The sequence below is a fragment of the Streptomyces sp. TN58 genome, assembly GCF_001941845.1.
Classification (GTDB): domain Bacteria; phylum Actinomycetota; class Actinomycetes; order Streptomycetales; family Streptomycetaceae; genus Streptomyces.
Window position 1 is genome coordinate 1179856 of sequence record NZ_CP018870.1, and the last position, 21188, is coordinate 1201043.

The window sequence follows — 21188 nt, forward strand, 5'->3', positions numbered from 1 at the left end:
TGAGCATAAGGAGATGATCGCTGAACTTGCAAGCCCGATTAGGTTGTGACTTCGATGAGGTGGGTGGGCAGTCAGGCGGGAAGCCCAGGTATCTGCCCGTAGCGGTCCACCGGGCAGGCGATACGGTGGGGTCATGACCCTGCCCTTGGACGAGGACTCCCGACCGCCATATCTCCAGGCGGCTGGTGCCCTACGGGACGCGATCCTGACCGGCGAGTTCACCTCGGGTGAGCGCCTGCCCTCAGCGAACGTGCTCGGCGAACGGTTCGGCGTCTCCAGTTCCACCGTCCAGAACGCCCTGCGGGTCCTCAAGCAGGAAGGGCTGGTCTACTCCCAGCTAGGCCGGGGAAGCTTCGTGAGCTCGACGGTCAGCGGGAGCGATGCCCCGGATACCCCAGCAGCGGACGAAGGTGGCGAGGAGCCAGGTCCGGACTGGCCGGTCGATCTCATCCGCAACGATGACGGCCGCCCGCCCTATGTCCAGGTGGCCGACTACCTGCGCCGTGACATCGCAGAAGGCACCTACCCTCCGGGCTCCCAGCTCCCGCCCGCCCGTGAGATTCAAGAGCGCTTCCAAGTCGCCAACTCCACCGCACAGAACGCCTACCGGAGCCTCAAGCAGGAAGGGCTCGTGTACTCGGTCAAGGGCCGCGGTGTCTTCGTGCGACAGGCCCCGGAGCCGGGCAAGCATCCCGGGCCGATCACGAACTACCTGCTGCGGGAGGAGATCGCGCGAGAGGCCCGCGCAGCCGCCGCAGACTTCGCCGACCTCACCGATGACGAGCTGCTGGCACGCGAAGCAGAGCTCGACCAACGATGGGTCACCATCCGTGAGGAACACCAGCGGGTCTTCAACGAGCGCCGGAAGATCAAACGGGAGACGAGCCGGCGCGGCCTTTTCCTCCCACCCCTTCATGACGACGACTCCGGCTCGGACGCATCGCCACGCGAGAAGCTGGAAGCCACGCTGGCCGAATCGAAGAAGCGACGGCAGCAGCGCCCCTGACTGGCAGCTTGGCCAGTTGGCAGTAGTGGGAGCTGTTCAGAGTTTCTTTACTTGATCAAGGCGGCCCGCTGACGCGGCCCGCGCGCACTCCGGCCCCTCGGGGCCGCCGCCCGCTCCTGTCTCCGCCCCGCTTGCCGGCGGCCCCGCTGGTCCGGGCGCGCAACAGCCAGCAGCGGGGGTTGTTCTGGGCTCTGCCCCAGGCCCCGGCCCTCTCTCCGAGGGGGAGGAGGCCGAATGCGGGTGCGGCTCCGCCGTGGTGATGGGTGGTCGGGTCGCGGGAGGGGTCGCTCGTCGGCCGGTCACCGGAGGCGTACCAGGAACCCCCGGGGGCCGCCAAGGCCAAGCGCAAGCGTCACGGCGTGAGCCTTGGCGGCCCCCGGAGAACCCTGGTACGGCGAAGCTGCCCGACCGACGAGGGACCCCTCCCGCTCAGGCCCCGCTTCCGCTGGCGCCTCGGCCCTGCATGGCGCGGGCCATCTGCTCGGCACCAGCGCGGTGGTGGGTCACCGCTCCGGGCGGGTATCTGCCAAATAGCCCTCGGCTGACTCGTCGGACCGGCGTACCGTGGCGCTGGAGGTGGTCAGCATGGCTACGGAACTGGCGGACAACGTCCGTAAGTACCGGCGTCGGGCCGGGATGAGCCAGGAAGAACTGGCCCACGCCGCAGGCGTCTCGCCGGGGACGGTGCGTAAGGTCGAGCAGGGTGGCACGGTCCGCATGGAAACCCTTCACGTCCTCGCCCGCGCGCTGAGCGTAACCACAGCAACGCTCTTGGCGCCGGACGCTCCGGAGCCCGTGGGCCGTTCGGAGGACCCGAACCGCGTCAACCTGATCCAACTTCGCGCGGCCCTCACCCCACCAGTGGGACTCGCAGACTCCGACGGAGAGAGCGTCGAGGAGGAGCCGAACCTGCGCCGCTTCCGCCGTACGGTCCACGACGGTGCGGTGCTCTATCACTCCGACAGCTACAAGAGCGTCGCATCCCAACTGCCCGCGCTCTTGCGGGACGCGAACAGCGCGGTCGCGCACTTCGACAGCGGCGAGGAGCACGGTCAGGCGCTCCTCGCCCGTGCGGAGGCATTGCAGCTGGCCGGGCGGTACCTGACGCAGGTACGGCAGTACGACCTCGCCTATACCGCCCTGGCGGGCGCGATCACCGACGCACGCCAGGCCGGGGACACACTCACCGGGGCATCCGGCGTGATCGGAATGTGCTGGCTGCTCCTGCGCCAGGGCCGGCTGGACGAAGCCGAACAGCTCGCCTCCCAGACCGCCGACCTGATCGAACCGAGACTGTCCCGAGCGACGCCGGACGAATGCGCGGCATGGGGATGGCTGGCACTTCGCGCCGCGGCTGCCGCAGGCCGCAACAACCGACCCCAGGAAGCCCGCCACTACCACCGCGTCGCGAACACGGCGGCATCCGCCGTGGGACGGGAGTACACCGGCTCGTTCTTCCGGCACTGGACGACCTTCGGGCCGCTCACCGTCGGCATGAAGGGCGTGGAAGACGACATGATCGTGGGGGACGCTCGCGCGGTCGTTCGCAAATCCGGCGAGGACGCCATGTCACCCAAGGCGTGGAAGAGCGCCGGGCGGCCGAGCGGCGAAAACTGGAACCGCCACCGCCTGGACGTGGCCCGCGCGCACGCCCGGACCAACGACCTGTCCGCGGCGATGGACGAGCTGACCGGAGTCCGCCGTGCATCCCCGGAGTGGCTGAGGCATCAGCGGATGGCCGCCGAGACCATGCAGGAGATCCTCAAGAAGCGCAAGCGCACCCTCACCGCCGAGATGCGCGACATGGCCTCCTACCTGGCCGTCGTCGGATAGGTGCCACGCAACGCAATACTTCCGGCACCTCCGTCGCCAACTGGCATGCCTCATAGATGGAGTGACGGACAGTGGGCCCCTACGGTCGCCGTATTCCATTCGGCGACCCAGGTGGGGGTGCACGGTGAGCACATCCAGGACCGACGCGGACCGCATGCGCCGCAGAGATCTCCACGACGCGGCAGCAGGCGTGACCGGTCCTCGCTTACTGCCATGGACCACTCAGGACGGGAACCCCTGCTACCTCAGCACCGACGGCAGGGGCTACCTCTCCTCACTCGCCGACAGCATCGAAGAGGTGCAGCTCGACATGGGTGAGGAACTCCTGGGCTACGCCCGCGGAGTCGTGGCTCCCGAAGCCAAGGTGCTCTCGGCCACCGAGTATCGGTGGCTCGCCTGCCGGCTGACCGAAGCCCTGACCGACGCGCTCCGGGTCGCCGAATCGCGCGGCGACCGCATCCCCGACCCGACCGAGAATCCCAACTTCTGACGGCAGTAGCGACGGCAACAACCACGGATCCAGGCGCACGATCACGGACTCCGGCGGACGCGGAAACCCCTCCCCACCTGCATAAAAGCAGCTAGAGGAGGGGCTGCCAGCACACGTACTATGTGGTGGCAGGCGGGACCTCAGCACTCGTTCACAACTGCTCCACTGCGGATGAACGGGCGCACGCCAGAGCATCGGAGAATGCTGCATATTCCAGCAGGCCGGACGTTGCTACCGGCGGGTACCTCTGGGTTCAGGGGCACGGAGAGTTTGACCTGGCTTCCGATCGGCTCCATCCGTTGATCAGAGCGAACATGGGCGAGATTCCTGCTGCGGCGAGCCCTGGCGGCGGTAAGTTCTTTGGCTCGCATGTCGAGGTTCAGGCGGCCACTATCATGAGGATTCTGGCCAAACAGTCGGGATCCGGGGGTTTGACTGCCCGACTGATGGTTTCAAAGCCTGGCGGGCCATGCGGTTTCTGCGCGCCAAACGTGGCAGGAATGTTGCCTGGGAGCTCATCGCTAGCGGTTCGATCTCAGCGCGGGCAAGTTTTCAGTGAGGTACCCTTCTGATGCATTCGCCAAGGCGCGGCCCAGTTGCCGCGCCTTGGCCGCTTTCCTACAGGCCACTATGCTGACCTTTTAGAATGAACGGCGATAAGTTGAATCCATGCACGATCATCGATCTCACCGACTGGGCTGAGCTCGAGAATGCCGACGGCTCGGCCTTCCCGGTTACGCCGACCAAGCTGCACGACTTGACGTCTGGTGACTTTTCCAAAGTAACGAGTTCACTCAACCACCTGTATGACGCGCTCCTCAACGACGGAGTCGTCTACTCTGCGACCGCGCCGGCTTTCAGATATGTGGCCGCACTTTTGGGCGACCGCGAAAGTCGAGCCGCACTCACTCCTTCATGGGATGGGGAAAAATTCCCACTCCGAGGCAAGCTCCTTTCATGGCTGGCTGACGTGGCCTTCGATGTCAGCATTGAGCAGGAGCAGCGCATTCGAGAGTGGGGGGTATATTCACCGACCGAGCCATTTCCCGATTTCTTGAACATCAGGAGTATCTACCCGGAAGCTTTTCCGGGCGTCGCCTCCTACTTTGATGACTCTGATCCGAGGGTGGTTGAGGCGGCTCTTGTCGCGGCCGTTCGATTTTTGGATTCCCCGGCATTGGCGATGCACCGCAGGAGGTTGACTTCTTTGCTGACGAACGTTCTAGCGCAAAGCTCCAGCGAACGGCATAGAAGGTTGGCCTCCGAGGTGTTGGCGTCTTGGGAGCAAGGGCGCATGTTGATGGAACCCCTTAGCGATCCACTCCCCTCCCACGGCCGCGGGAAGGATCACAATTCGCACGGCAAACGGGGATCAGTTGACGAGCCGCCGTTTTAGTGGGCGTGCCCGGACTCGGCCAACTCAGCCCACGAAGTCCGTACCCTTGGGACACCGCGTTGTCGCCGAGGAAGTCGTTGTGTTCCAGGCACCCCGCCAGGACGTTCGTCGCGCCCGCGAGCGGGACGCTGCCGTCCGGGTTGATGATCTCTTCGCAGTTGGACCAGAACGTCGCGTAGGAGACCGCCCGGGATCTTGTCGCCCTCGGCCAGGCCGTCCTGGACGTAGAAGCCGGGGGTTATGTCGCGATGGTCCCACAGTGCGCAGGCCCAGGCCGTCGACAAGGTCGTCGCGACCGACGAGCAGACGGACGAGACCCAGGTCGGGACGGTCATGGCCGAGATCAAGGGCGAGAGCCTCAAGCCCTGGTCAAGCTCACGGTCGACACGGACGGACATGCCGGCTCGGCCACATCCGAGATCACGGCCACGGACGGCCGCCCCTCCTGAGTTCCGTTCATTCGCAGGCGGGTCGACGCGTCCGACCTGAGCCGGGCCAGTGGCTGCGCCCCAGCGCGTACGTCAGATCGCAGCGGTCAAGCGTTGAACCAGCACCGGCGCCACGGTCCATACTCTGACCGCCTCTGACGCCCACACGTGCCATGAGGGCGGGCTCAAGCGGTCAAGGCATCACCGCTGTTCAGGAGCTCGGCATACATCTCTGCCGGGGTGCAGTGCCGTGGATCATGCGGGAGCGGGTGTTCAGCTCGTTGGCGATGGTGTTCAGGTCCTCCTGGCTGAAGGTGCGGAGATCAGCTTTCTTCGAGAGGTACTGGCGGAGCAGCCTGTTGGTGTTCTCGTTCGTGCCGCACTGCCAGGCCGCCGCCGTAGCGGCCGCTTCCGCTCGGCGCCGGGCTTCTCCCTGCCCTCGCGGACAGTCGCTCTACGTGTCGTTGGCAGCACCTACGGTGGCATGACGTCACGTGCCAACAGGCCCTCCGCAACGTCACTTTCTGGGGGAGAATCTGGGGAGTATCGACGGTCCTGGGGAGCGCGTGGGGAGAATCGACCGCGTAGCGCAGCACGATTCAGAAAGACGCTGAAAGACATGTCCGCGCAGGTCAGGGGTGGGTGCAGCCGCATCTATGCAGGTCAGCACCGTCGAGTAGACAGTTTCATGACGTAGGTGCCGAGGTCGTCGGCCTCGACGATCCCCGGGAGCGAGCCGCCCTCACGCAGCGGCGTCACATAGCGGGTCGCGATCACTTCTGTGAGCATTTTCCCAGGCTATAGGGCGGGCTACGGGCACGATCAGAGGATTTCCGCGCCCCGCGAGAATCCGGCGGATCCGACCGGGCCGGTACTCACGGCGGGGGCGCGGCGGCCTCCGCCGACGAGGGCTGGACCAGCGGGATGCGCTGGGTGAAGAACAGCGCGATCAGCGCCGCGAAGGACAGGACGGAGAGGGCCGCCCGCAGCCCGTCCAGCCTCGCCTCCGCGTTCGCCCGCAGGGCGGCCCCGGCCACCTCCGGGCTGACTCCGGCTTCGGCGAGGGCGCTCTCCAGCTGGGCGTCCGACAGGAAGGGCGCACCGCTCGACAGCTGCACGGTCGCCTGGCTCTTGACGCCGGCCGGGACGGCCGGGTTGGCCTGGACGCTCGTCAGGAAGGAGGACGTGAGCGCCGCGATCATGATCGATCCGGCGAGTGCCGTGCCGATGGAGGAGCCGAGGTTGGTGACGGCGTTCTGGACGCCGCCGACCTCCGCGGACTGCGCCTGCGGCACCGCCGACACCGTGACCGCTCCGAGCTGGGACGCCAGCGCGCCCATCCCGAACCCGATCAGCAGCAGGGGTACGGTGACGACCTCCGCGCCGGCGTCCGCGTCGAGCGCCGCCATCAGGACCACCGCTCCCACCAGCAGGGCCAGGGTCCCGAGTCGGACCACGCGGCGCGGCGACACCGCCGGAAGGAACCGAGGGATCAGGACGGCGGCGGCCAGCAGCGTCACCGACAGCGGCAGCAGCCGGGCTCCGGTGGCCAGGGCCGACAGTCCGAGGGCCACCGACAGGTAGAGGGGGACGACGAAGAAGACGCCCATCATCACGAGGTACTGGAAGAAGAACATCGACAGTCCGCCGGCGAGCTGTCTGTTGCGCAGCATGTCCGGGTCGAGGAGGGGTTCGCGGCGCCGCCGCACCAGACGGTGCTCCCAGCGGAGGAAGAGCCAGACCAGGAAGATCCCGAGCAGCATCAGCCAGACGGTCAGGGAGACCCCGAACCAGGCGGGTCCGCCCGGCTTCGGCCGGAACCAGCCCCACTCGTCGGATCGGAGCACGCCGTAGACGAAGATCCCGAGCCCGAGCGCCGACAGCACGACGCCGACGCCGTCGACGCGCGGCCGCTGCTCGCTGACGGCGTCCGCGATGGGGCGGGCGAGCAGGAGGATGCCGGCCACCATCACCACCTCGCCGGCGAAGACCCACCGCCAGGAGAAGTACGTCGTGGCGATCCCGCCGATGAGGGGTCCGAGCGCGATGGCGATGGCGCCGGCCGCCGCGACGAGGCCGTAGGCGGCCGGGCGGCGCTCCACGGGGAAGTTGCCGGCGACCAGGGCGACGATGGCGGGCAGGATGAGCGCCGCCCCGACTCCCTCCAGGAACGACCAGCCGATCAGCAGCACGGTGAGGTCGGGTGCGAGCGAGGTGACGAGGGAGCCGCAGCCGTAGATGACGCAGCCGATGAGGAAGGCGCGTTTGCGGCCGATCAGCACCCCGACCTTGCCGCCGGGGATCATGAGCATGGCCATCACGAGGGTGTAGGCCGTGATCGCGCCCTGGATCCCGGTGACGGTCGTGCCGATGTCGTCGGCGACCGTCGCGATCGAGACGTTCATGACGGAGCTGTCGAGCGCCATCAGGAACTGGCCCGCCGCGAGGGTCAGCAGGACGAGCCGCGCCTTCGCCGGGTTAGCGGTCGCCGTCCCTGCCCTGGATGCCATGGGTGCATGGTTCCAGCCGTCTGGTGGGCGGGCCGGGACGACCCGCCCGTAAGTCAGCCGGACGGACAGTCGGAGCGGGTGGGACGGGGCTGCGTCCGGGCTGGGCGGCGCAGGCCTCGCCGGTTCTCCTGCGTACCGCGCCCGCGCCGTACGGTGAGCGGTGCGCGCCCTCGCGCGCCCGGCGGTGGTCAGACCTAGAGTTGAGGTCGAGGCGGCGTGCCGGGACTCGGGGCGGCCGCTCCCTCGGCTCAGGCCCCCGCGCGACAGGGGGCGACAACACCCGAGGAGGGCATGCGACATGTCCACTACATCTGAGACCCCGGTCCTGGACACTCTCGCCGCCATGACGGGCGATTCGCTCGAACGCTGCGGGATGGACGCGGACATGCTGCTCCTGATCCGGCTCGCGGCCCTCGTGGCCTCCGACGCTCCGCCGATCTCCTACGCCGCGCACATCGACCCCGCCGTCCGGGCCGGACTGACGGCGGAGCAGTTGCAGGACGTGCTGGTGGCCATCGCCCCCATCGTCGGCACGGCCCGCGTGATGACGGCCGCGGGCAACATCACCAAGGCGCTCGGCGTGGCCATCGCCGTCGCCGAGGCCGAGGCCCAGGCCGGGATGGACACCATGGGCTGAGGCGGTACGGCCGCCCACCGGGCCCCGGGGGCGGACAGGCAGCAGTGGGGCAGTCGGTCAGGAGGCCTCGATGTCCCGGAGTGCGATCACCGCGATGCGCGCGGTGCCCGAGGCCACGCCCGAGGAGCGCGCGGCCATCGGCAGGGGAGCCCGGAGCCGCTGCCCCCGGTCGGGGCACTCCGTGTACCAGCCCCCTCCCGGCCGGCCGGATCCTCTGGCGATCCTGGAGGCGCAGTCCGCGACACGGGTGCCCGAGCTGGTCCCGATCCGCTACGCGCGGATGACGGAATCCCCGTTCCGCTTCTACCGGGGAGCCGCCGCGATCATGGCGTCCGACCTGGCCGGCAGCCCGGACTCGGGGATCGCGGTACAGCTGTGCGGTGACGCGCACCTGTTGAACTTCCGCCTGCTGGCCTCGCCGGAGCGGCGGCTGATGTTCGACATCAACGACTTCGACGAGACGCTGCCCGGCCCCTGGGAGTGGGACGTCAAACGGCTGTCCGCGAGCCTGGTCATCGCCGCCCGGGCGAACGGCTTCGACGAAGCCGAGCGCGCCCGCATCGTGAACTCCGCGGTGCGCTCGTACCGCGAGGCGATGATCCGATTCGCCGGGATGGGCAATCTCGACGTCTGGTACGCGAAGACCGACGCGGAGGGCCTGGAGGCCCTCGTCGCCGAACAGCTCGACAGGCGCGCCCGCAGGAAGCTGGCCGCCGCGATGGCGAAGGCCAGGACCCGCGACAGCCTGCAGGTCTTCGACAAGCTCACCGAGGTGGTGGACGGAGGCCCGCGGATCGCGGCGGACCCCCCGCTGCTGGTGCCGCTCGCCGACCTGCTGCCGGACGACGAGCGCGAGGAACTCGTGGAGCGGCTGAGCTCACTGGTGGGCCACTACGGGCGCACGCTGGAGAGCAACCGGCGGGCGCTGCTGGAGGACTACCGCCTGGTGGACGTCGCCCGCAAGGTGGTCGGTGTCGGCAGCGTCGGCACCCGCTGCTGGATCCTCCTGCTGCTCGGCAGGGACGACCGCGATCCGCTCTTCCTCCAGGCCAAGGAGGCCGACACCTCGGTGCTCGCCGACCACGTCGGCGCCAGCCTGTACTCCAACCAGGGTGAACGGGTGGTGTCGGGACAGCGGTTGATGCAGGCGGCGAGCGACATCTTCCTCGGCTGGGAGAGGGTGGACGGCATCGACGGCAGGAAGCGGGACTTCTACATCCGCCAACTGCGCGACTGGAAGGGCATCGCGATGCCGGAGACGATGTCGCCCGCCCAGCTGGAGACGTTCGGCAACGCCTGCGGCATGACCCTGGCCCGTGCGCACGCGCGGTCCGGCGACCGGGTGGCGATCGCCGCGTACCTCGGCCGGGGTGTCGTCTTCGACCGGGCGCTCGCGGAGTTCGCCGAGGCGTACGCGGACCAGAACGAGCGCGACCACCAGGCTCTCGTCGACGCGGTGCGGGCCGGCCGCCTGCCCGCACGCGAACTCCCGGCTGCCTGACCGCGCGGTCCGGGCGGCGCCCCCTCCCCCGCGGCGCCGCCCGGGCCGGCGCCGGGGCGTCGGACGGTCGGAACGCGAAAACCGCGTTCGGACGGTCAGAACGCGAAGACAGCGTTGCCGTTCAGGGTCGCCGCCATGGTGCAGGAGTTGGCGAACGTGTGGTCCCAGGCCACGCGGCGGCCCTCCCACACGCCGACCGCGGACACGGTGACGGGCGCGTAGTGCATCGGGCACGCCCGGTCCGGGTCCGGCTCGGACAGCAGCCGGTCGAACGAGCCGGCGCTGGACTTCAGGGCCGCGCACGCGGCCTGGGGGTCGGGGTGTGTCCCGCGGGCGCCGGGCGCGCAGCTGAGTGTGGTGGCGCGGACGATGGTGGCCGCGGCCGTGTCGTCCCCCTGGGCGACGCTGAGGACCATGGCCGAGGGGGCGTAGAGGCTGTCGGGCCGAGCCTGGGCGATGCCGGTGGCACCGGCCAGGCAGAGGAGCGCGACGGCGGAGACTGCGGCGGGGCGACGGAAACGCACGGGAATACTCACTTTCGATTCGATGGTTTGACGCGGCGCGTACTTTCGGTATTGCGTGCCGCTGCATCGAATTTTTGCTGAGCCGAAGGTTGGTTGCACATCGACGACCGATTTACGGACACCCGGTTCGACCATCGATAGCCGAATGGCCGTTCGAGCTGGTCAGACAGGGTGCAACCATCTCGTCACCCTGAGCGACCACTGAACGGGCGCCGCGGTGACGTGCGGTGTTGCGCGCACCGGACCGTCGCCGGGCGTTCCGGGTTCACCGGCCGGCCACCCAGCTTGTCCGGATGTGTGCGCTCCGGTCAGCTCCCGGCGGCCCACGCTTCGAGCAGCGCCTCGGTCGTGGTGACGGCCGCCACCAGCGCGAGCGAGTTGCGGATCACCTCGGCCGTGCAGGAGGCGGGCACTCCGGCGATGGCGTCGGCCGGGACCACGACCTGGTAACCGAAGTTCACGGCGTCGAAGACGGTGTTCGGGATCGCGATGTTGGAGGAGACCCCGGTGACGACGAGGGTCCGGACCCCGAGGTTGCGCAGGAGTGCGTCGAGGTCGGTGCCGGCCATGGGCGAGAGCCCGTGCAGCCGGCGCACGACGAGGTCCTGGTCGGACACGGTGACGGGCGCGGCCACCTCCACCGCGCGGCTTCCGGTCAACTGCCGCACGGGCAGCCTCCCGGCCGCCCGGAACAGCCGTGCGTTGCTGTTGGCGCCGAGCCCGTCCGGCCGCCGCTCGGCGACCGCGTGCAGCACCTGTACGCCCGCCCCGCGCGCGGCCTCGACCAGCGCTGCCACCCTCCCCAGCATGCCCGAGTCCCGTGCCTCCTTGGCGAGTTCGGGCAGGGCCGACTCCTCGCCCACGACACCGTTCTGGCACTCGACGGTGAGCAGCGCGGTGGTGGCGGGATCGAGGTCCGGCATGACTCCCCCTGGCGTGGCGTCGGAAGAGCCCTCATGATTCCTGACACGTAGTCAGATGTGAAGGGGTGTGCGGCCGATGGACGGGGCTCAGCGGCGGGGGCGCCGCATCATGATGAGCGGGGCGGAAGTGGACGCGTTCCTGCGGGAGCAGCGGACCTGCCGGGTGGCGACGGTCTCGCCGGACGGGCGCCCCCACGTGGGGGCCCTGTGGTTCGCCTGGGACGGTACCTCGCTGTGGCTGTACTCGATCACCCGCAGCCGCCGCTGGGCGGACCTGCGCAAGGACCCGCGGATCTCCGTGGTCGTGGACGCGGGCGAGTCGTACGACGAGCTGCGCGGCGTGGAGCTCTCCGGCAGCGCGGTGTTCGTGGGAGAGGCCCCGCGCACGGGCGAACCCTGTCCCGAACTGGCGGAGGCCGAGAGGATCTTCCCGGTCAAGAACTTCGGGATCGAGGAGATGCCGCACGACGGGCGGCACGCCTGGATCCGCCTCACCCCGGACTCGGTCGTCTCCTGGGACTTCCGCAAGATCTGACGGCGTGATCAATGCACCTGCTGCTGCCGGAGCTCGGCGGCCGCCGTCCGGAGGGCGTCGGCCGCGGCCCGGATGGAGGGGCGGCGGTCGGCGTCCGCGCGCCAGACGGCGTACACGTGGCGGCGTACGGCGTCGCAGACGGGCAGCAGCCGCACTCCGGGCGGCACCGGCCCGCGTCCCAGCTTCGGCGCGACGCACACCCCGAGCCCCGCCTCCACGAAGGCGAGCTGGGTGTGGTGCTCCTCGGCGATGTGCGCGATGCGCGGCTCGACGCCCGTGCCGCGCAGCGTGAAGACCAGCCACTCGTAGCAGAACTGGCCCTCGTTCCAGGAGATCCACTCGTCGTCCGCGAACTCGGCGAGCGAGATCGTGGCGCGGTCCGCCAGCCGGTGTCCGGCGGGCACCGCGATGTCGACGGAGTCGTCCAGCAGGTGGGTGCGGGTGAGCTCCGCCGGCACCGGCATCCGCTTGTTGTACCAGTCGATCGCGAGCGCCATGTCGAGGTCGCCGCGCACGACGGCCGCCATGCTGTCCTCGGGTTCCTGCTCGCGCACCCGGACCCGCAGGTCCGGATGGCCGGTGCGCAGCGCGGACAGGGCCTGGGGCAGCAGCCCGCGCATGGCGGTCGGGAAGGCGCCGACGCGCAGCTCGCCGACGGCGTGACCGCGCTGCGCCTCGACGTCCGCCTGGGCCTGCTCCACCTGCGAGATGATCCGGGCCGCGTGGTCGGCGAGCAGCCGTCCGGCGTCGGTGAGGCGCACGCCGCGGCCGTTCTTGGCGAGCAGCGGCTGGCCGACCTCCCGCTCCAGCTTGGCCATCTGCTGGGACACGGCGGAGGTCGTGACGTGGAGCCCGTCGGCGGCACCGCTGACCGAGCCGTGGCGGGCGAGGGCGTCGAGGGTGCGCAGGCGCTCCAGGTTCAACATGTAAGCAATGCTACGCCGTGACGACGAGAAACTCTCGCTTGTTCTACGAAGTTGACACGAGCACAGTAAGAGCCATGAGCGCACCCGCAGCCCCTCGACCGACCCTCTCGACCGCCTCCCCGGCGTCCGCCACCCTGACCGCGGCGGCGGCCGCGTCCGCTCCGGCCATGACCGCCCGCCGCAGCGGCCTCCTGGACTGGCGCATACGGTTCGCGATCCTCTCGGTGATCTGGGGCTTCAGCTTCCTGCTGATCAAGGTGGGCACCGAGGCGTTCGCTCCCTTCCAGGTGGCCCTGGGCCGCGTCCTCTTCGGCGCCCTCGCCCTTCTCGCCGTACTCCTGGTCCGCCGCGAGCCGCTTCCCCGGGGCCTGCGCACCTGGGGCCACCTCACGGTGGCCGCGCTGCTGCTCAACACCGCGCCGTTCTCCCTCTTCGCGTACGCGGAGCTGAGCATCCCCTCCAGCCTGGCGGGGATCTGCAACGCCACGTCCCCCCTGTGGGGCATGGCGCTGTCGCTGGTCGCCCTCTCCGAGGACCGGCCCACGCGCCGCCGCTTCGCCGGTCTGGGGCTCGGCTTCCTCGGCGTGCTGACCGTCCTCGGCGCCTGGAACGGCTTCTCGGGCGTCGACGCCAGGGGCACCGCCTTCGCGCTGCTGGCCTCGCTCTGCTACCCCGTGGGCTGGATCTACGTCCGCCGCACGCTGGCCGGCACCCCCGGCTCGCCGGTGTCCCTGACCGGGGGGCAGCTCATGGTCTCCACCCTCCAGCTCGCGCTGGTCAGCGCCGTGTTCACCTCGGCCCCGGCCTCGTTCCCGCTCTGGCCGACCCTGTCGGTGGTCGCGCTCGGCGCCCTCGGCACCGGACTGGCCCTGCAGATGCAGTACGGCCTGGTGACGGAGATCGGCCCGACCACGGCCCAGATGGTCACCTACTTCATCCCCGTCATCGCCACCACGGCAGGCGTGCTGGTCCTCGGCGAGCAGCTGCACTGGAACACGCCGGTCGGCGCGGCGGTCGTCCTGCTCGGCGCCGCCCTCACCCAGACCCGCGCCGCCGCCCGCAAGCCGTCCTGACGGCCTGACGGCGTCCGGCGGGGCCGGGCGCACACCCCGGCCCCGCAGAACGTGTGGGGTACGGGACGCGCGGTCAGTCGCCGCGTCCGCCGGCCACGCCCGGCCGGACCGCCGCGGCCACGGCGTCGGCCAGCACCGGCACGTCCGCCACGTCCAGCTGGGACACCGTCAGCCGCACCCCCGGCCCGGTCTCGACCCGGAAAACGGCCCCGGCGGCCACTCCCCACCCCGCGGCGAGCAGCCTCGTGACCACCACCGTCTCGTCTGCCACCGGCACCCACACGTTCAGCCCGCTCCTCCCGTGCGCCCGCACCCCCCGCTCCCGCAGGGCCTCGACCAGCGCGTCCCGCCGCTGCGCGTAGGCCCGGGCGACGGCGACCCGGTCCACGGCGTGCGAGCTCCACAGCTCCGCCACCGCGTACTGGAGCAGCCGGCTCACCCACCCCGGGCCCAGCCGCTGGCGTCCCCGCACCCGGTCCAGGGTCACCTCGTCGCCCGTCAGCACGGCGAGCCGCAGGTCCGGCCCGTACGCCTTGGCCGTGGACCGGATCAGCACCCAGTGCCGGCCCACCCCGCCCAGCGGGTGCAGCGGCAGGTCGACGATCCCGTTCCCGTGGTCGTCCTCGACCAGCAGCACGCCCGGGTGCCGCGCGAGCAGTTCACGCAGCTCGGCCGCCCGCTCCGCGCTCACGGCGGCGCCGGTCGGGTTCTGCGCCCGGGAGGTGACCACCAGCGCCCGGGCCCCGGCCGCGAGGGCCCGGGCCACCGCGTCGGGCCGGGGCCCGTCGTCGTCCACCGCCACCGGCTGGATCCGCAGCCCGAGTGCGGGAACGAGATCGAGTGCGCCGCCCCAGCCCGGGTCCTCGACCGCCACCGCGTCCCCGGGCCTCAGGTGGGCGGTCAGGACCCGTTCGATCGCGTCCAGCGCGCCCGAGGTCACCGCGACCGGCCCGGGCGGCACCCCGTCGGCGTCGAAGCCGGCCCGGGCGAGCCGCGCCAGATCGGGCGCGACGGGGTCGGCCCCGTAGAGGGTGGGTGCCTGCTCGTGACGGCGGGCGGCGGCCGCGAGGGCCCCGTCCAGCGGGGGGAGGAGCGCCACGTCCGGATTCCCCTGCGCGATGTCGCGTACGCCCGCCGGCACCGCCATCCGCAGCGCCTCCCGCGGGGTGCTCGACGGGCGGGAGCGCACCCGGCTCCCGCGCCGCCCGTCCGTCTCGATGACGCCGCGCTCCCGCAGTGTCCGGTAGGCGGCCGCCACGGTGTTGGGATTGACGCCCAGCACTCCGGCCAGCTCCCGCATCGGCGGCAGCAGCGACCCCGGGGGGAGCTCCCCCGACGCCACTCCCGCTTCGACGCTGGCCGCGATTTCGGATGTGCGGCGCCCTACGATCCGATACTCTCCTAGCACAAAGAACATTATGCACTAGTGCAATGGAGTCCGCACCATGACCGCCACGCCTGCCACGGAGACGACGGAGAACACCGGGACGACCGGTGCGTACGAGCCCACCGACCGCACGGTCCCCTCCCGCTCCCGCGACCGGGCGCGCTACGACCGCGAAACGGTGCACTCGATACTCGACGAGGCCTACATCTGCCACCTCGGCTTCGTCCGCGACGGCGCACCGGTGGTCCTGCCGACACTGTTCGCCCGTGTAGGGGAATCGCTCTACATGCACGGTTCCACCGGATCCCGCCCGCTGCTCGCGGCGGGCCGCACCGACCCGGGCCTGCCCGTCTGCGTCACCGTCACCCACGTCGACGGCCTGGTGCTGGCCCGCTCGGCCTTCCACCACTCGCTCAACTACCGCTCGGTGGTCGTGCACGGCACCGCCCGCCAGGTGACCGACCAGGACGAGTGCCGCACCGCGCTGGACGCCATGATCGAAGCCGTCGCCCCGGGCCGCTCCGGCGACGTACGGCCGGCCAACGCCAAGGAGCTCGCCGCCACCGCCGTGATCCGGGTGGACCTGGACGAGGTGTCCGCCAAGCTCCGCACCGGACCGTCGAACGACGACGCCGAGGACCTGGGCCTGCCCTACTGGGCGGGCGTGGTACCGGTCGGCAGGGTGTACGGGACCCCCGTGCCGTCCGCGGACCTGGACCCCGGCATCGCCGTCCCGGACTACCTCACCGCACTCTGACGAGCGGGCCGCCCGGCGTCGGGTCCGGCGGCTCCGGCGGGCCGGGCCGGCCGCGCGGCCCGGCCTCCCGGACGGCGGGACTCCGCCGCGATCAGCGCTCCGACCGCCGCCAGCAGCAGTACGGTGCCCAGCACCACGGCGCCGGTCAGCCGCTCCCCGAGTACGAGGACGGCGATGGCCGCCGCGCTCACCGGCTCGATCAGCATGATCACGGACACGGTCGCGGCGCGCACCGCCGCGGCGCCCGTGAAGTAGAGCGCGTACGCCAGCGCCGTCGGCACGGTGGCGACGTACAGCAGCAGCCAGAGCACCCGCCCCGGTTCGGCGGTGTGCGGCAGCAGGCCCTCCGCGGCGGCGAGCGGCAGCAGGCACACCGCGCCGACGGCGACGGACCAGGCGGTGGTCACCAGAGGGTCCCCGCCGGCCCCGCGCCGCCCGAGCAGGCGGGCGCGCAGGGTCATCCCCGCGTACCCGGCCGCGGACAGCAGCGCCCAGCCGACGCCGACCGGGCGCACCTCGGCGCCGCCGCTGCCCAGCACCAGGACGGCGAGGCCCGCGAGGGCGCCGGCGACGGCCACCGCACCGCCGCGGCCGAGGCGTTCGCCCATCCAGGAGCGCGCTCCGAGCGCGATGAGCACGGGCCCGGCGCCGAGGGTGACCACGGTGCCCACGGCCAGGCCGGTCTCGCGCACGGCGGCGAAGTAGGCGGCCTGGAAGACGGTGAAGAGCAGCCCGGTCACGATGAGGGAGCCCGCGGACTGCGAGACCGCGGAGGCCCGCGCCCTCCCCCGCCCGGGACGGCCGCGCCGCAGGGCGAGCACCCCGAGCAGCACCACGAGCCCGCCCGCGCACCGCCAGAACGACAGGGCGAGCGGGCCGAGGTCACTGGCCAGGAAGAGGAGGGAGGCGGCCGCCCCGGCGGTGCCCCAGGCGGCTCCGGCGATGACGAGGTACAGCAGGCTGCGCCCGGCGGCGGGCGAATGGTTCGACACGTGTGTTCTCCGTGTGCGTGCGTGAAGGATGAGTGGATCGGGTCATCGCTTCGCGGGCAGCACCGGCCCGCCCGGGGGCTCCCCGGGCCTGGCCGTCGTCGTGGGGGCGCCGCCCGCTAGGACGCGGGAGGCGGAAGCACGGTCGAATGCATGCCCGCCACACTAGGCCCTTGTGGGCTCACGGTCCACCGGGACCGGTTCGGCCGCGGGCTGCGGGGTCTGCCGGGCCTGCCGCGAGGACTGCGCGATGAACGCACCGCCCAGCACCAGGGCACCGCCGGCGATCTGCCAGGTCGAGAGGTGCTCGCCGAGCAGGATCCAGGCCAGCACGGTGGCCACGACGGCCTCCAGGAAGGCCACCACGCCCGCGATCTGGGGAGAGAGCCTGCGCACCGAGACCACGCCGGTCACGTACGCGAAGACGGTCGCGACGAGCACGACCCATCCGAGCAGCACCGGCGCGGCCACCATGGTGCCGCCCACGGAGGCCTCTCCGGCCAGCACCTGCCAGTCCATCTCCCACGGCCGGGCGATCACCGTCATCACCAGGGCGCCGATGAGCATTCCGTAGGCGATCACCCCGAGCGGGTCGGGAGCGTCCTCGCCGTCGGCGCCCTGGTCGGCGAAGACGAAGTAGCAGGCCTGGCAGCAGGCCGCGGCGAGACCGAAGAGCACTCCGAGGGGGTCCAGGCTCAGCCCGGCCCAGATCTCCACGACGCAGGCCAGTCCGACCACGGCCACGCCCGCGCCCGCGGCGGCCCCCCGCGTGACGGGCTTGCGCTGCACGAAGCGGATGTATCCGAGCAGCAGCGCCGGGCCCAGGTACTCCAGCAGCAGGGCCACGCCGACCGGGATCCGGGACAGGGAGGCGAAGTAGAAGGCCTGCACGCCGGCGACGGCGATCAGACCGAAGCCGGCGAGCAGCGCGGGCCTGCGCAGCAGGAGGTCACGGTGGCGCCAGGCCAGCGGGGACAGCACGAGTGCCGCGCCGGCCACTCTGAGCCAGACCATGTGGAGGGGGTCCAGACCCGCCTCGATCAGCGGCTTCGCAGCCACTCCGGAACCACCGAACGCGAACGCCGAGACGAGGGCGAGGCCCAGTCCGGCGTTTTTCCCTGACGCTTGCATCCGGCCATCATGACAGGGACGGTCAGGAGCGTCACTGCGGTGACACCTGTTGAGACACACCTGAGATCGCGTCCCGCGGGCGGGGCCCGGAGCCGCCCGATCTGACAGGTCGTCAGTATTGAATGTTTCGACCGCCGGGGCTACCTTCCGCGCACCGATCCGACGAGAAGGGGTGGCCGCATGGCTGAAGTCACCGCGCAATCACGCATCGAGGCGCCCGCCGCGAAGCTCTGGTCCCAGCTGACGGACTGGGACGCGTACGGGCAGTGGAGCATGACCCACACGAACTTCCCGCAGGGCGGCCCCCGGACCCTGGCCGTCGGATCGACCTTCGCCGAGAACATGAAGATGATGGGCTTCCCGGCCGAGGTCGTCTGGACCGTCTCCGAGCTGGAGGACGAACGGCTCTTCGCGATCACCGGCAAGGGGCCGATGGGCGTCGCCGTCCTGACCCGCTACACGCTGACGCCGGACGGCGGGGCCACCACCGTCCGCATCGACGGCGAGTTCACCGGGGCGGCCGTCTCCCTGATGGCGGGCAAGCTGAAGGACTCGGCCACCGCCGCGCTGAACGAGTCGCTGCGCAAGCTCGCCGGCCTGGTCGCCTGACCCCGCCCGCGGCCGCCCGTACGTGCGGAGCGGCGCGCCCGGCGGCCGAGGAGCCGCCGGGCGTGCCGCATCCGTCGGGCGCCCGGGGTCAGTGCTCGTCGGCCAGGATCAGGTAGAGCTTCTTGCGGGCGTCGTTGAGCACGGCGAGCGCCTTCTCGCGCTGCTCGGGCGAGCCGGTCCTGTAGACCTGCCCGAAGGCCTCCATCAGGCCGGCGCCGGCCTGCCGCGCCTCGTGCACCGCCTCGAAGTCGAAGCCCCTCCCGGCGTCGGCCCAGGGGGCGTCCGGCCCGGCCTCCGCCTCGGCACGGCCGGCCTCGGTGAGCGTGAAGAGCTTCTTGCCGCCCTCGCTCTCACTGCTGATGAGCCCCTCGTCCTCCAGCAGGCTCAGGGTCGGGTAGACGGACCCCGGGCTGGGCTTCCAGGCCCCGCCGCTGCGCTCGCCGATCTCCTGGATCATCTCGTAGCCGTGCATCGGCCGGTCGGCGAGCAGCGCCAGTATCGAGGCGCGTACGTCACCCCGCCGGGCCCGCCCCCGCGGTCCCCCGCGGCCGCCGCGGCCGCCGAAGGGCCCCGCACCGAAGGGCGGCCCGAACGGGCCGAAGGCGGCGCGGATTCCCTGAAACCCCTCCCGACGGTCTGGGCCGCAGTGGCCGTGGCCCCGTCCGTGCTCGTGTCCATGCCGTCCGTGCTGTCCGTGTGAACGCATGTCCGCGCTCCTTTCGCCACTTCGTGTCCGTTTCATCGGTTCTCCGACACACCCACTATCGATGAGCGGTCGCGATGCGTCAACGATATATCGGAAACTACTTCACCGAACAGCCTCGAACAGGGCCAGTCACCCCGGATTGGCCTTTGTCGATGATCAGGAAACGGTCCTACCGTCGGTCCATGCGCATCCGAATCGTCGACGCCTTCACCGACCGCCCCTTCCACGGCAACCCCGCCGGAGTCCTGCTCCTCCAGGGCGGATTCCCCCCGGACGCCTGGCTCCAGCAGGTGGCGTCCGAGGTGAACCTCTCCGAGACCGCCTTCGCCCACCCCCTGCCGCCCGGCGGGGAAGCCGACTGGGCGCTGCGCTGGTTCACCCCGGCCGCGGAGGTCGACATGTGCGGCCACGCCACGCTCGCGACGGCGCACGTACTGGCCACAGCCGGCCTCGCCGAGGGCCGGATCCGCTTCTCCGCCCGCTGCGGCGTCCTCACGGCAGAGACCGCCGCGGACGGCACGGTCACGATGGACTTCCCCACGTCCTCGCTGACGCCGGTTCCGGCGCCGCCCGCCGTGGGCCACGCACTCGGCGGAGCGCCGATCCTCTCCGTCCACGACACCGCCGCACACATCGGCGACCTCCTCGTCGAGCTGGCCGACGAGAAGACCGTCCGCGAGCTGGAGCCGGACCACGGCGCCCTGCGTGCCTTCGCCAGGCGGGGAGTGATCGTCACGGCCGCGGCCGAGGACCCCTCGCGCGGCTACGACTTCGTCTCACGGGGCTTCTTCCCCGCCTTCGGGATCGACGAGGACCCGGTCACCGGCAGCGCCCACACCGCGCTGGCCCCGTTCTGGGCGCAGCGCCTGGGCCGCACCGAACTGACCGGCCTCCAGGGCGGCGCCCGGCGGGGGCTGGTACGGGTGACCCTGGCCGGCGACCGCACCCTGCTGGCCGGCCACGCCGTCACCGTCGTCGACGGGGAGCTCCTCACCGCGCCCTGACGCGGCGGGACGCACCGGGCAGAGCAGGCCGCGGGGTACGGGCGCCCCGCCGGGAGGCACGCCGGGTCAGTTCCCGGGACACGCCGGTCAGTTCCCGGGGCCGCTCCGCGCCCGGCGGGCCTTCCTCGACCGGGCCCTGGCGTCGGCCTTCGCCTCGGCCGCGGCGCGCCGCTTCCGCTCGTTCTCCCGCCAGGCGTCCGAGTCGATGCGCTTGCGGTAGATCTGCTCCGGCTCGGCCGCGCCCAGGTGGACCGTCCACAGCCACAACACGGCCGAGATCACGAAGAAGGTGACCGCCAGCCCCAGGTAGGAGCCGATCTCCTCGGACTCCGAGGCGCCCTCGTCGTGCAGGAAGCCCGGCACGCCGGAGACGAGGGCGTTCACCCACCACGCCAGCGCCGCGTTGAACAGGAGCAGCGCGATCCAGTACGCGACCCGCATGCTCTTCGCCGGCCCGGTCAGCTCGCCGAGCAGCAGCAGCCGCCGCAGCGAGACGGGGCCGGTCCGGTGCCGGCCGCCCGTGTCCGCCCGGGCGCGGCGCACCGACGCGTAGATGTCGTCCAGCCAGCGTGCCGGGGCCGGGTCGGGGACGGGTACACCGCTCGGGCCGTCGGCGGGGGCCAGCTCCTTGGCCTGGATCCAGCCCGTGATGAACTGGACCTCCAGCTGGGCCTTCTCCAGCCGTCTGCGGTAGTGGTGGTCGGCGCTGCGCGCCTCGCGGTGGTCACGGATGAGGAGGCTGGCCCCGCCCACCAGGCCGCTGACCACGGGCACCAGGAACGGGGCGAACGGTACCAGGGAGTCCATGACAGCCACCGAACGC

General features: G+C 71.2%; 21 protein-coding genes and 1 pseudogene. 11 read left to right on the plus strand and 11 right to left on the minus strand.

Annotated features, from left to right (window positions below; genetic code table 11):
* The first annotated feature begins 133 nt into the window (after positions 1-133).
* The 4 genes from BSL84_RS05345 to BSL84_RS05360 all read left to right on the plus strand — a co-directional run bounded on the left by BSL84_RS05345 (position 134) and on the right by BSL84_RS05360 (position 4725).
* A complete protein-coding gene (locus BSL84_RS05345; protein ID WP_075969925.1) occupies positions 134-1006 on the plus strand; it encodes a winged helix-turn-helix domain-containing protein in 873 nt (290 codons plus the stop codon).
* A gap of 585 nt (positions 1007-1591) precedes the next feature.
* On the plus strand, positions 1592-2839 hold the full coding sequence (locus BSL84_RS05350; protein WP_075971987.1) for a helix-turn-helix domain-containing protein: 1248 nt from the start codon (positions 1592-1594) through the stop codon (positions 2837-2839).
* A gap of 154 nt (positions 2840-2993) precedes the next feature.
* Positions 2994-3329: a hypothetical protein gene (locus BSL84_RS05355; RefSeq protein ID WP_075969926.1), complete on the plus strand. Its 336-nt coding sequence runs from the start codon at positions 2994-2996 to the stop codon at positions 3327-3329.
* Positions 3330-3975: 646 nt separating this feature from the next.
* A complete protein-coding gene (locus tag BSL84_RS05360) occupies positions 3976-4725 on the plus strand; it encodes a hypothetical protein (protein ID WP_234363413.1) in 750 nt (249 codons plus the stop codon).
* Between the two features lie 639 nt (positions 4726-5364).
* Here BSL84_RS05360 and BSL84_RS36880 read toward each other — a convergent pair.
* From BSL84_RS36880 to BSL84_RS05370, 3 genes and pseudogenes are all read right to left on the minus strand, one after another.
* A pseudogene (locus BSL84_RS36880) lies at positions 5365-5541 on the minus strand (IS30 family transposase); the annotation flags it as partial.
* Positions 5542-5816: 275 nt separating this feature from the next.
* Positions 5817-5942 carry a hypothetical protein gene (locus tag BSL84_RS37420; protein WP_267894069.1) on the minus strand — a complete coding sequence of 42 codons (126 nt, stop codon included), beginning with the start codon at positions 5940-5942 and terminating at the stop codon, positions 5817-5819.
* Positions 5943-6028: 86 nt separating this feature from the next.
* Positions 6029-7663: an MFS transporter gene (locus tag BSL84_RS05370; protein ID WP_030036811.1), complete on the minus strand. Its 1635-nt coding sequence runs from the start codon at positions 7661-7663 to the stop codon at positions 6029-6031.
* 298 nt (positions 7664-7961) lie between these two features.
* Between BSL84_RS05370 and BSL84_RS05375 the strand changes: the two genes are divergently transcribed.
* Together BSL84_RS05375 and BSL84_RS05380 are read left to right on the plus strand one after the other, a co-directional pair.
* A complete protein-coding gene (locus BSL84_RS05375) occupies positions 7962-8300 on the plus strand; it encodes a carboxymuconolactone decarboxylase family protein (protein WP_030036809.1) in 339 nt (112 codons plus the stop codon).
* A gap of 70 nt (positions 8301-8370) precedes the next feature.
* A complete protein-coding gene (locus tag BSL84_RS05380) occupies positions 8371-9801 on the plus strand; it encodes a DUF2252 domain-containing protein (RefSeq protein WP_075969927.1) in 1431 nt (476 codons plus the stop codon).
* A gap of 95 nt (positions 9802-9896) precedes the next feature.
* On the opposite strand, the gene BSL84_RS05385 is transcribed toward BSL84_RS05380, so the two are convergent.
* Together BSL84_RS05385 and BSL84_RS05390 are read right to left on the minus strand one after the other, a co-directional pair.
* A complete protein-coding gene (locus BSL84_RS05385; protein WP_234363414.1) occupies positions 9897-10325 on the minus strand; it encodes a subtilase-type protease inhibitor in 429 nt (142 codons plus the stop codon).
* Between the two features lie 308 nt (positions 10326-10633).
* A complete protein-coding gene (locus BSL84_RS05390) occupies positions 10634-11248 on the minus strand; it encodes a cysteine hydrolase (protein WP_045322763.1) in 615 nt (204 codons plus the stop codon).
* A gap of 76 nt (positions 11249-11324) precedes the next feature.
* Between BSL84_RS05390 and BSL84_RS05395 the strand changes: the two genes are divergently transcribed.
* Positions 11325-11783: a pyridoxamine 5'-phosphate oxidase family protein gene (locus BSL84_RS05395; protein ID WP_045322762.1), complete on the plus strand. Its 459-nt coding sequence runs from the start codon at positions 11325-11327 to the stop codon at positions 11781-11783.
* 8 nt (positions 11784-11791) lie between these two features.
* Here the strand turns inward: BSL84_RS05395 and BSL84_RS05400 are convergent, their stop codons facing one another.
* Positions 11792-12709, minus strand: coding sequence for a LysR family transcriptional regulator (locus tag BSL84_RS05400; protein WP_045322761.1), 918 nt, complete (start codon positions 12707-12709; stop codon positions 11792-11794).
* A 74-nt stretch (positions 12710-12783) separates the two neighbouring features.
* Here BSL84_RS05400 and BSL84_RS05405 point away from each other — a divergent pair, with 74 nt between their 5' ends.
* Complete coding sequence (locus BSL84_RS05405) at positions 12784-13782, plus strand: DMT family transporter (protein WP_199838703.1); 999 nt, start codon at positions 12784-12786, stop codon at positions 13780-13782.
* Between the two features lie 73 nt (positions 13783-13855).
* Here the strand turns inward: BSL84_RS05405 and BSL84_RS05410 are convergent, their stop codons facing one another.
* Positions 13856-15190: an aminotransferase class I/II-fold pyridoxal phosphate-dependent enzyme gene (locus BSL84_RS05410; RefSeq protein ID WP_075971989.1), complete on the minus strand. Its 1335-nt coding sequence runs from the start codon at positions 15188-15190 to the stop codon at positions 13856-13858.
* A 37-nt stretch (positions 15191-15227) separates the two neighbouring features.
* Here BSL84_RS05410 and BSL84_RS05415 point away from each other — a divergent pair, with 37 nt between their 5' ends.
* Positions 15228-15926 carry a pyridoxamine 5'-phosphate oxidase family protein gene (locus BSL84_RS05415; protein ID WP_030033823.1) on the plus strand — a complete coding sequence of 233 codons (699 nt, stop codon included), beginning with the start codon at positions 15228-15230 and terminating at the stop codon, positions 15924-15926.
* Here BSL84_RS05415 and BSL84_RS05420 read toward each other — a convergent pair.
* On the minus strand, positions 15908-16918 hold the full coding sequence (locus BSL84_RS05420; RefSeq protein WP_078849073.1) for a DMT family transporter: 1011 nt from the start codon (positions 16916-16918) through the stop codon (positions 15908-15910). The two genes, BSL84_RS05415 and BSL84_RS05420, sit on opposite strands and share 19 nt — an antisense overlap.
* Positions 16919-17080: 162 nt before the next feature.
* On the minus strand, positions 17081-18046 hold the full coding sequence (locus BSL84_RS05425) for an EamA family transporter (protein WP_037664920.1): 966 nt from the start codon (positions 18044-18046) through the stop codon (positions 17081-17083).
* A gap of 180 nt (positions 18047-18226) precedes the next feature.
* On the opposite strand from BSL84_RS05425, the gene BSL84_RS05430 reads away from it, so the two are divergent.
* On the plus strand, positions 18227-18655 hold the full coding sequence (locus BSL84_RS05430; protein ID WP_030032524.1) for an SRPBCC family protein: 429 nt from the start codon (positions 18227-18229) through the stop codon (positions 18653-18655).
* 88 nt (positions 18656-18743) lie between these two features.
* Here BSL84_RS05430 and BSL84_RS05435 read toward each other — a convergent pair whose 3' ends face one another.
* Positions 18744-19361: a PadR family transcriptional regulator gene (locus BSL84_RS05435; RefSeq protein ID WP_075969929.1), complete on the minus strand. Its 618-nt coding sequence runs from the start codon at positions 19359-19361 to the stop codon at positions 18744-18746.
* Positions 19362-19543: 182 nt separating this feature from the next.
* Between BSL84_RS05435 and BSL84_RS05440 the strand changes: the two genes are divergently transcribed.
* The gene (locus BSL84_RS05440; RefSeq protein ID WP_075969930.1) at positions 19544-20365 is read left to right on the plus strand and encodes a PhzF family phenazine biosynthesis protein; all 822 of its coding nucleotides are present in this window, start codon (positions 19544-19546) and stop codon (positions 20363-20365) included.
* An 87-nt stretch (positions 20366-20452) separates the two neighbouring features.
* Here the strand turns inward: BSL84_RS05440 and BSL84_RS05445 are convergent, their stop codons facing one another.
* Complete coding sequence (locus BSL84_RS05445) at positions 20453-21172, minus strand: hypothetical protein (protein WP_030036221.1); 720 nt, start codon at positions 21170-21172, stop codon at positions 20453-20455.
* Positions 21173-21188 lie beyond the last annotated feature (16 nt).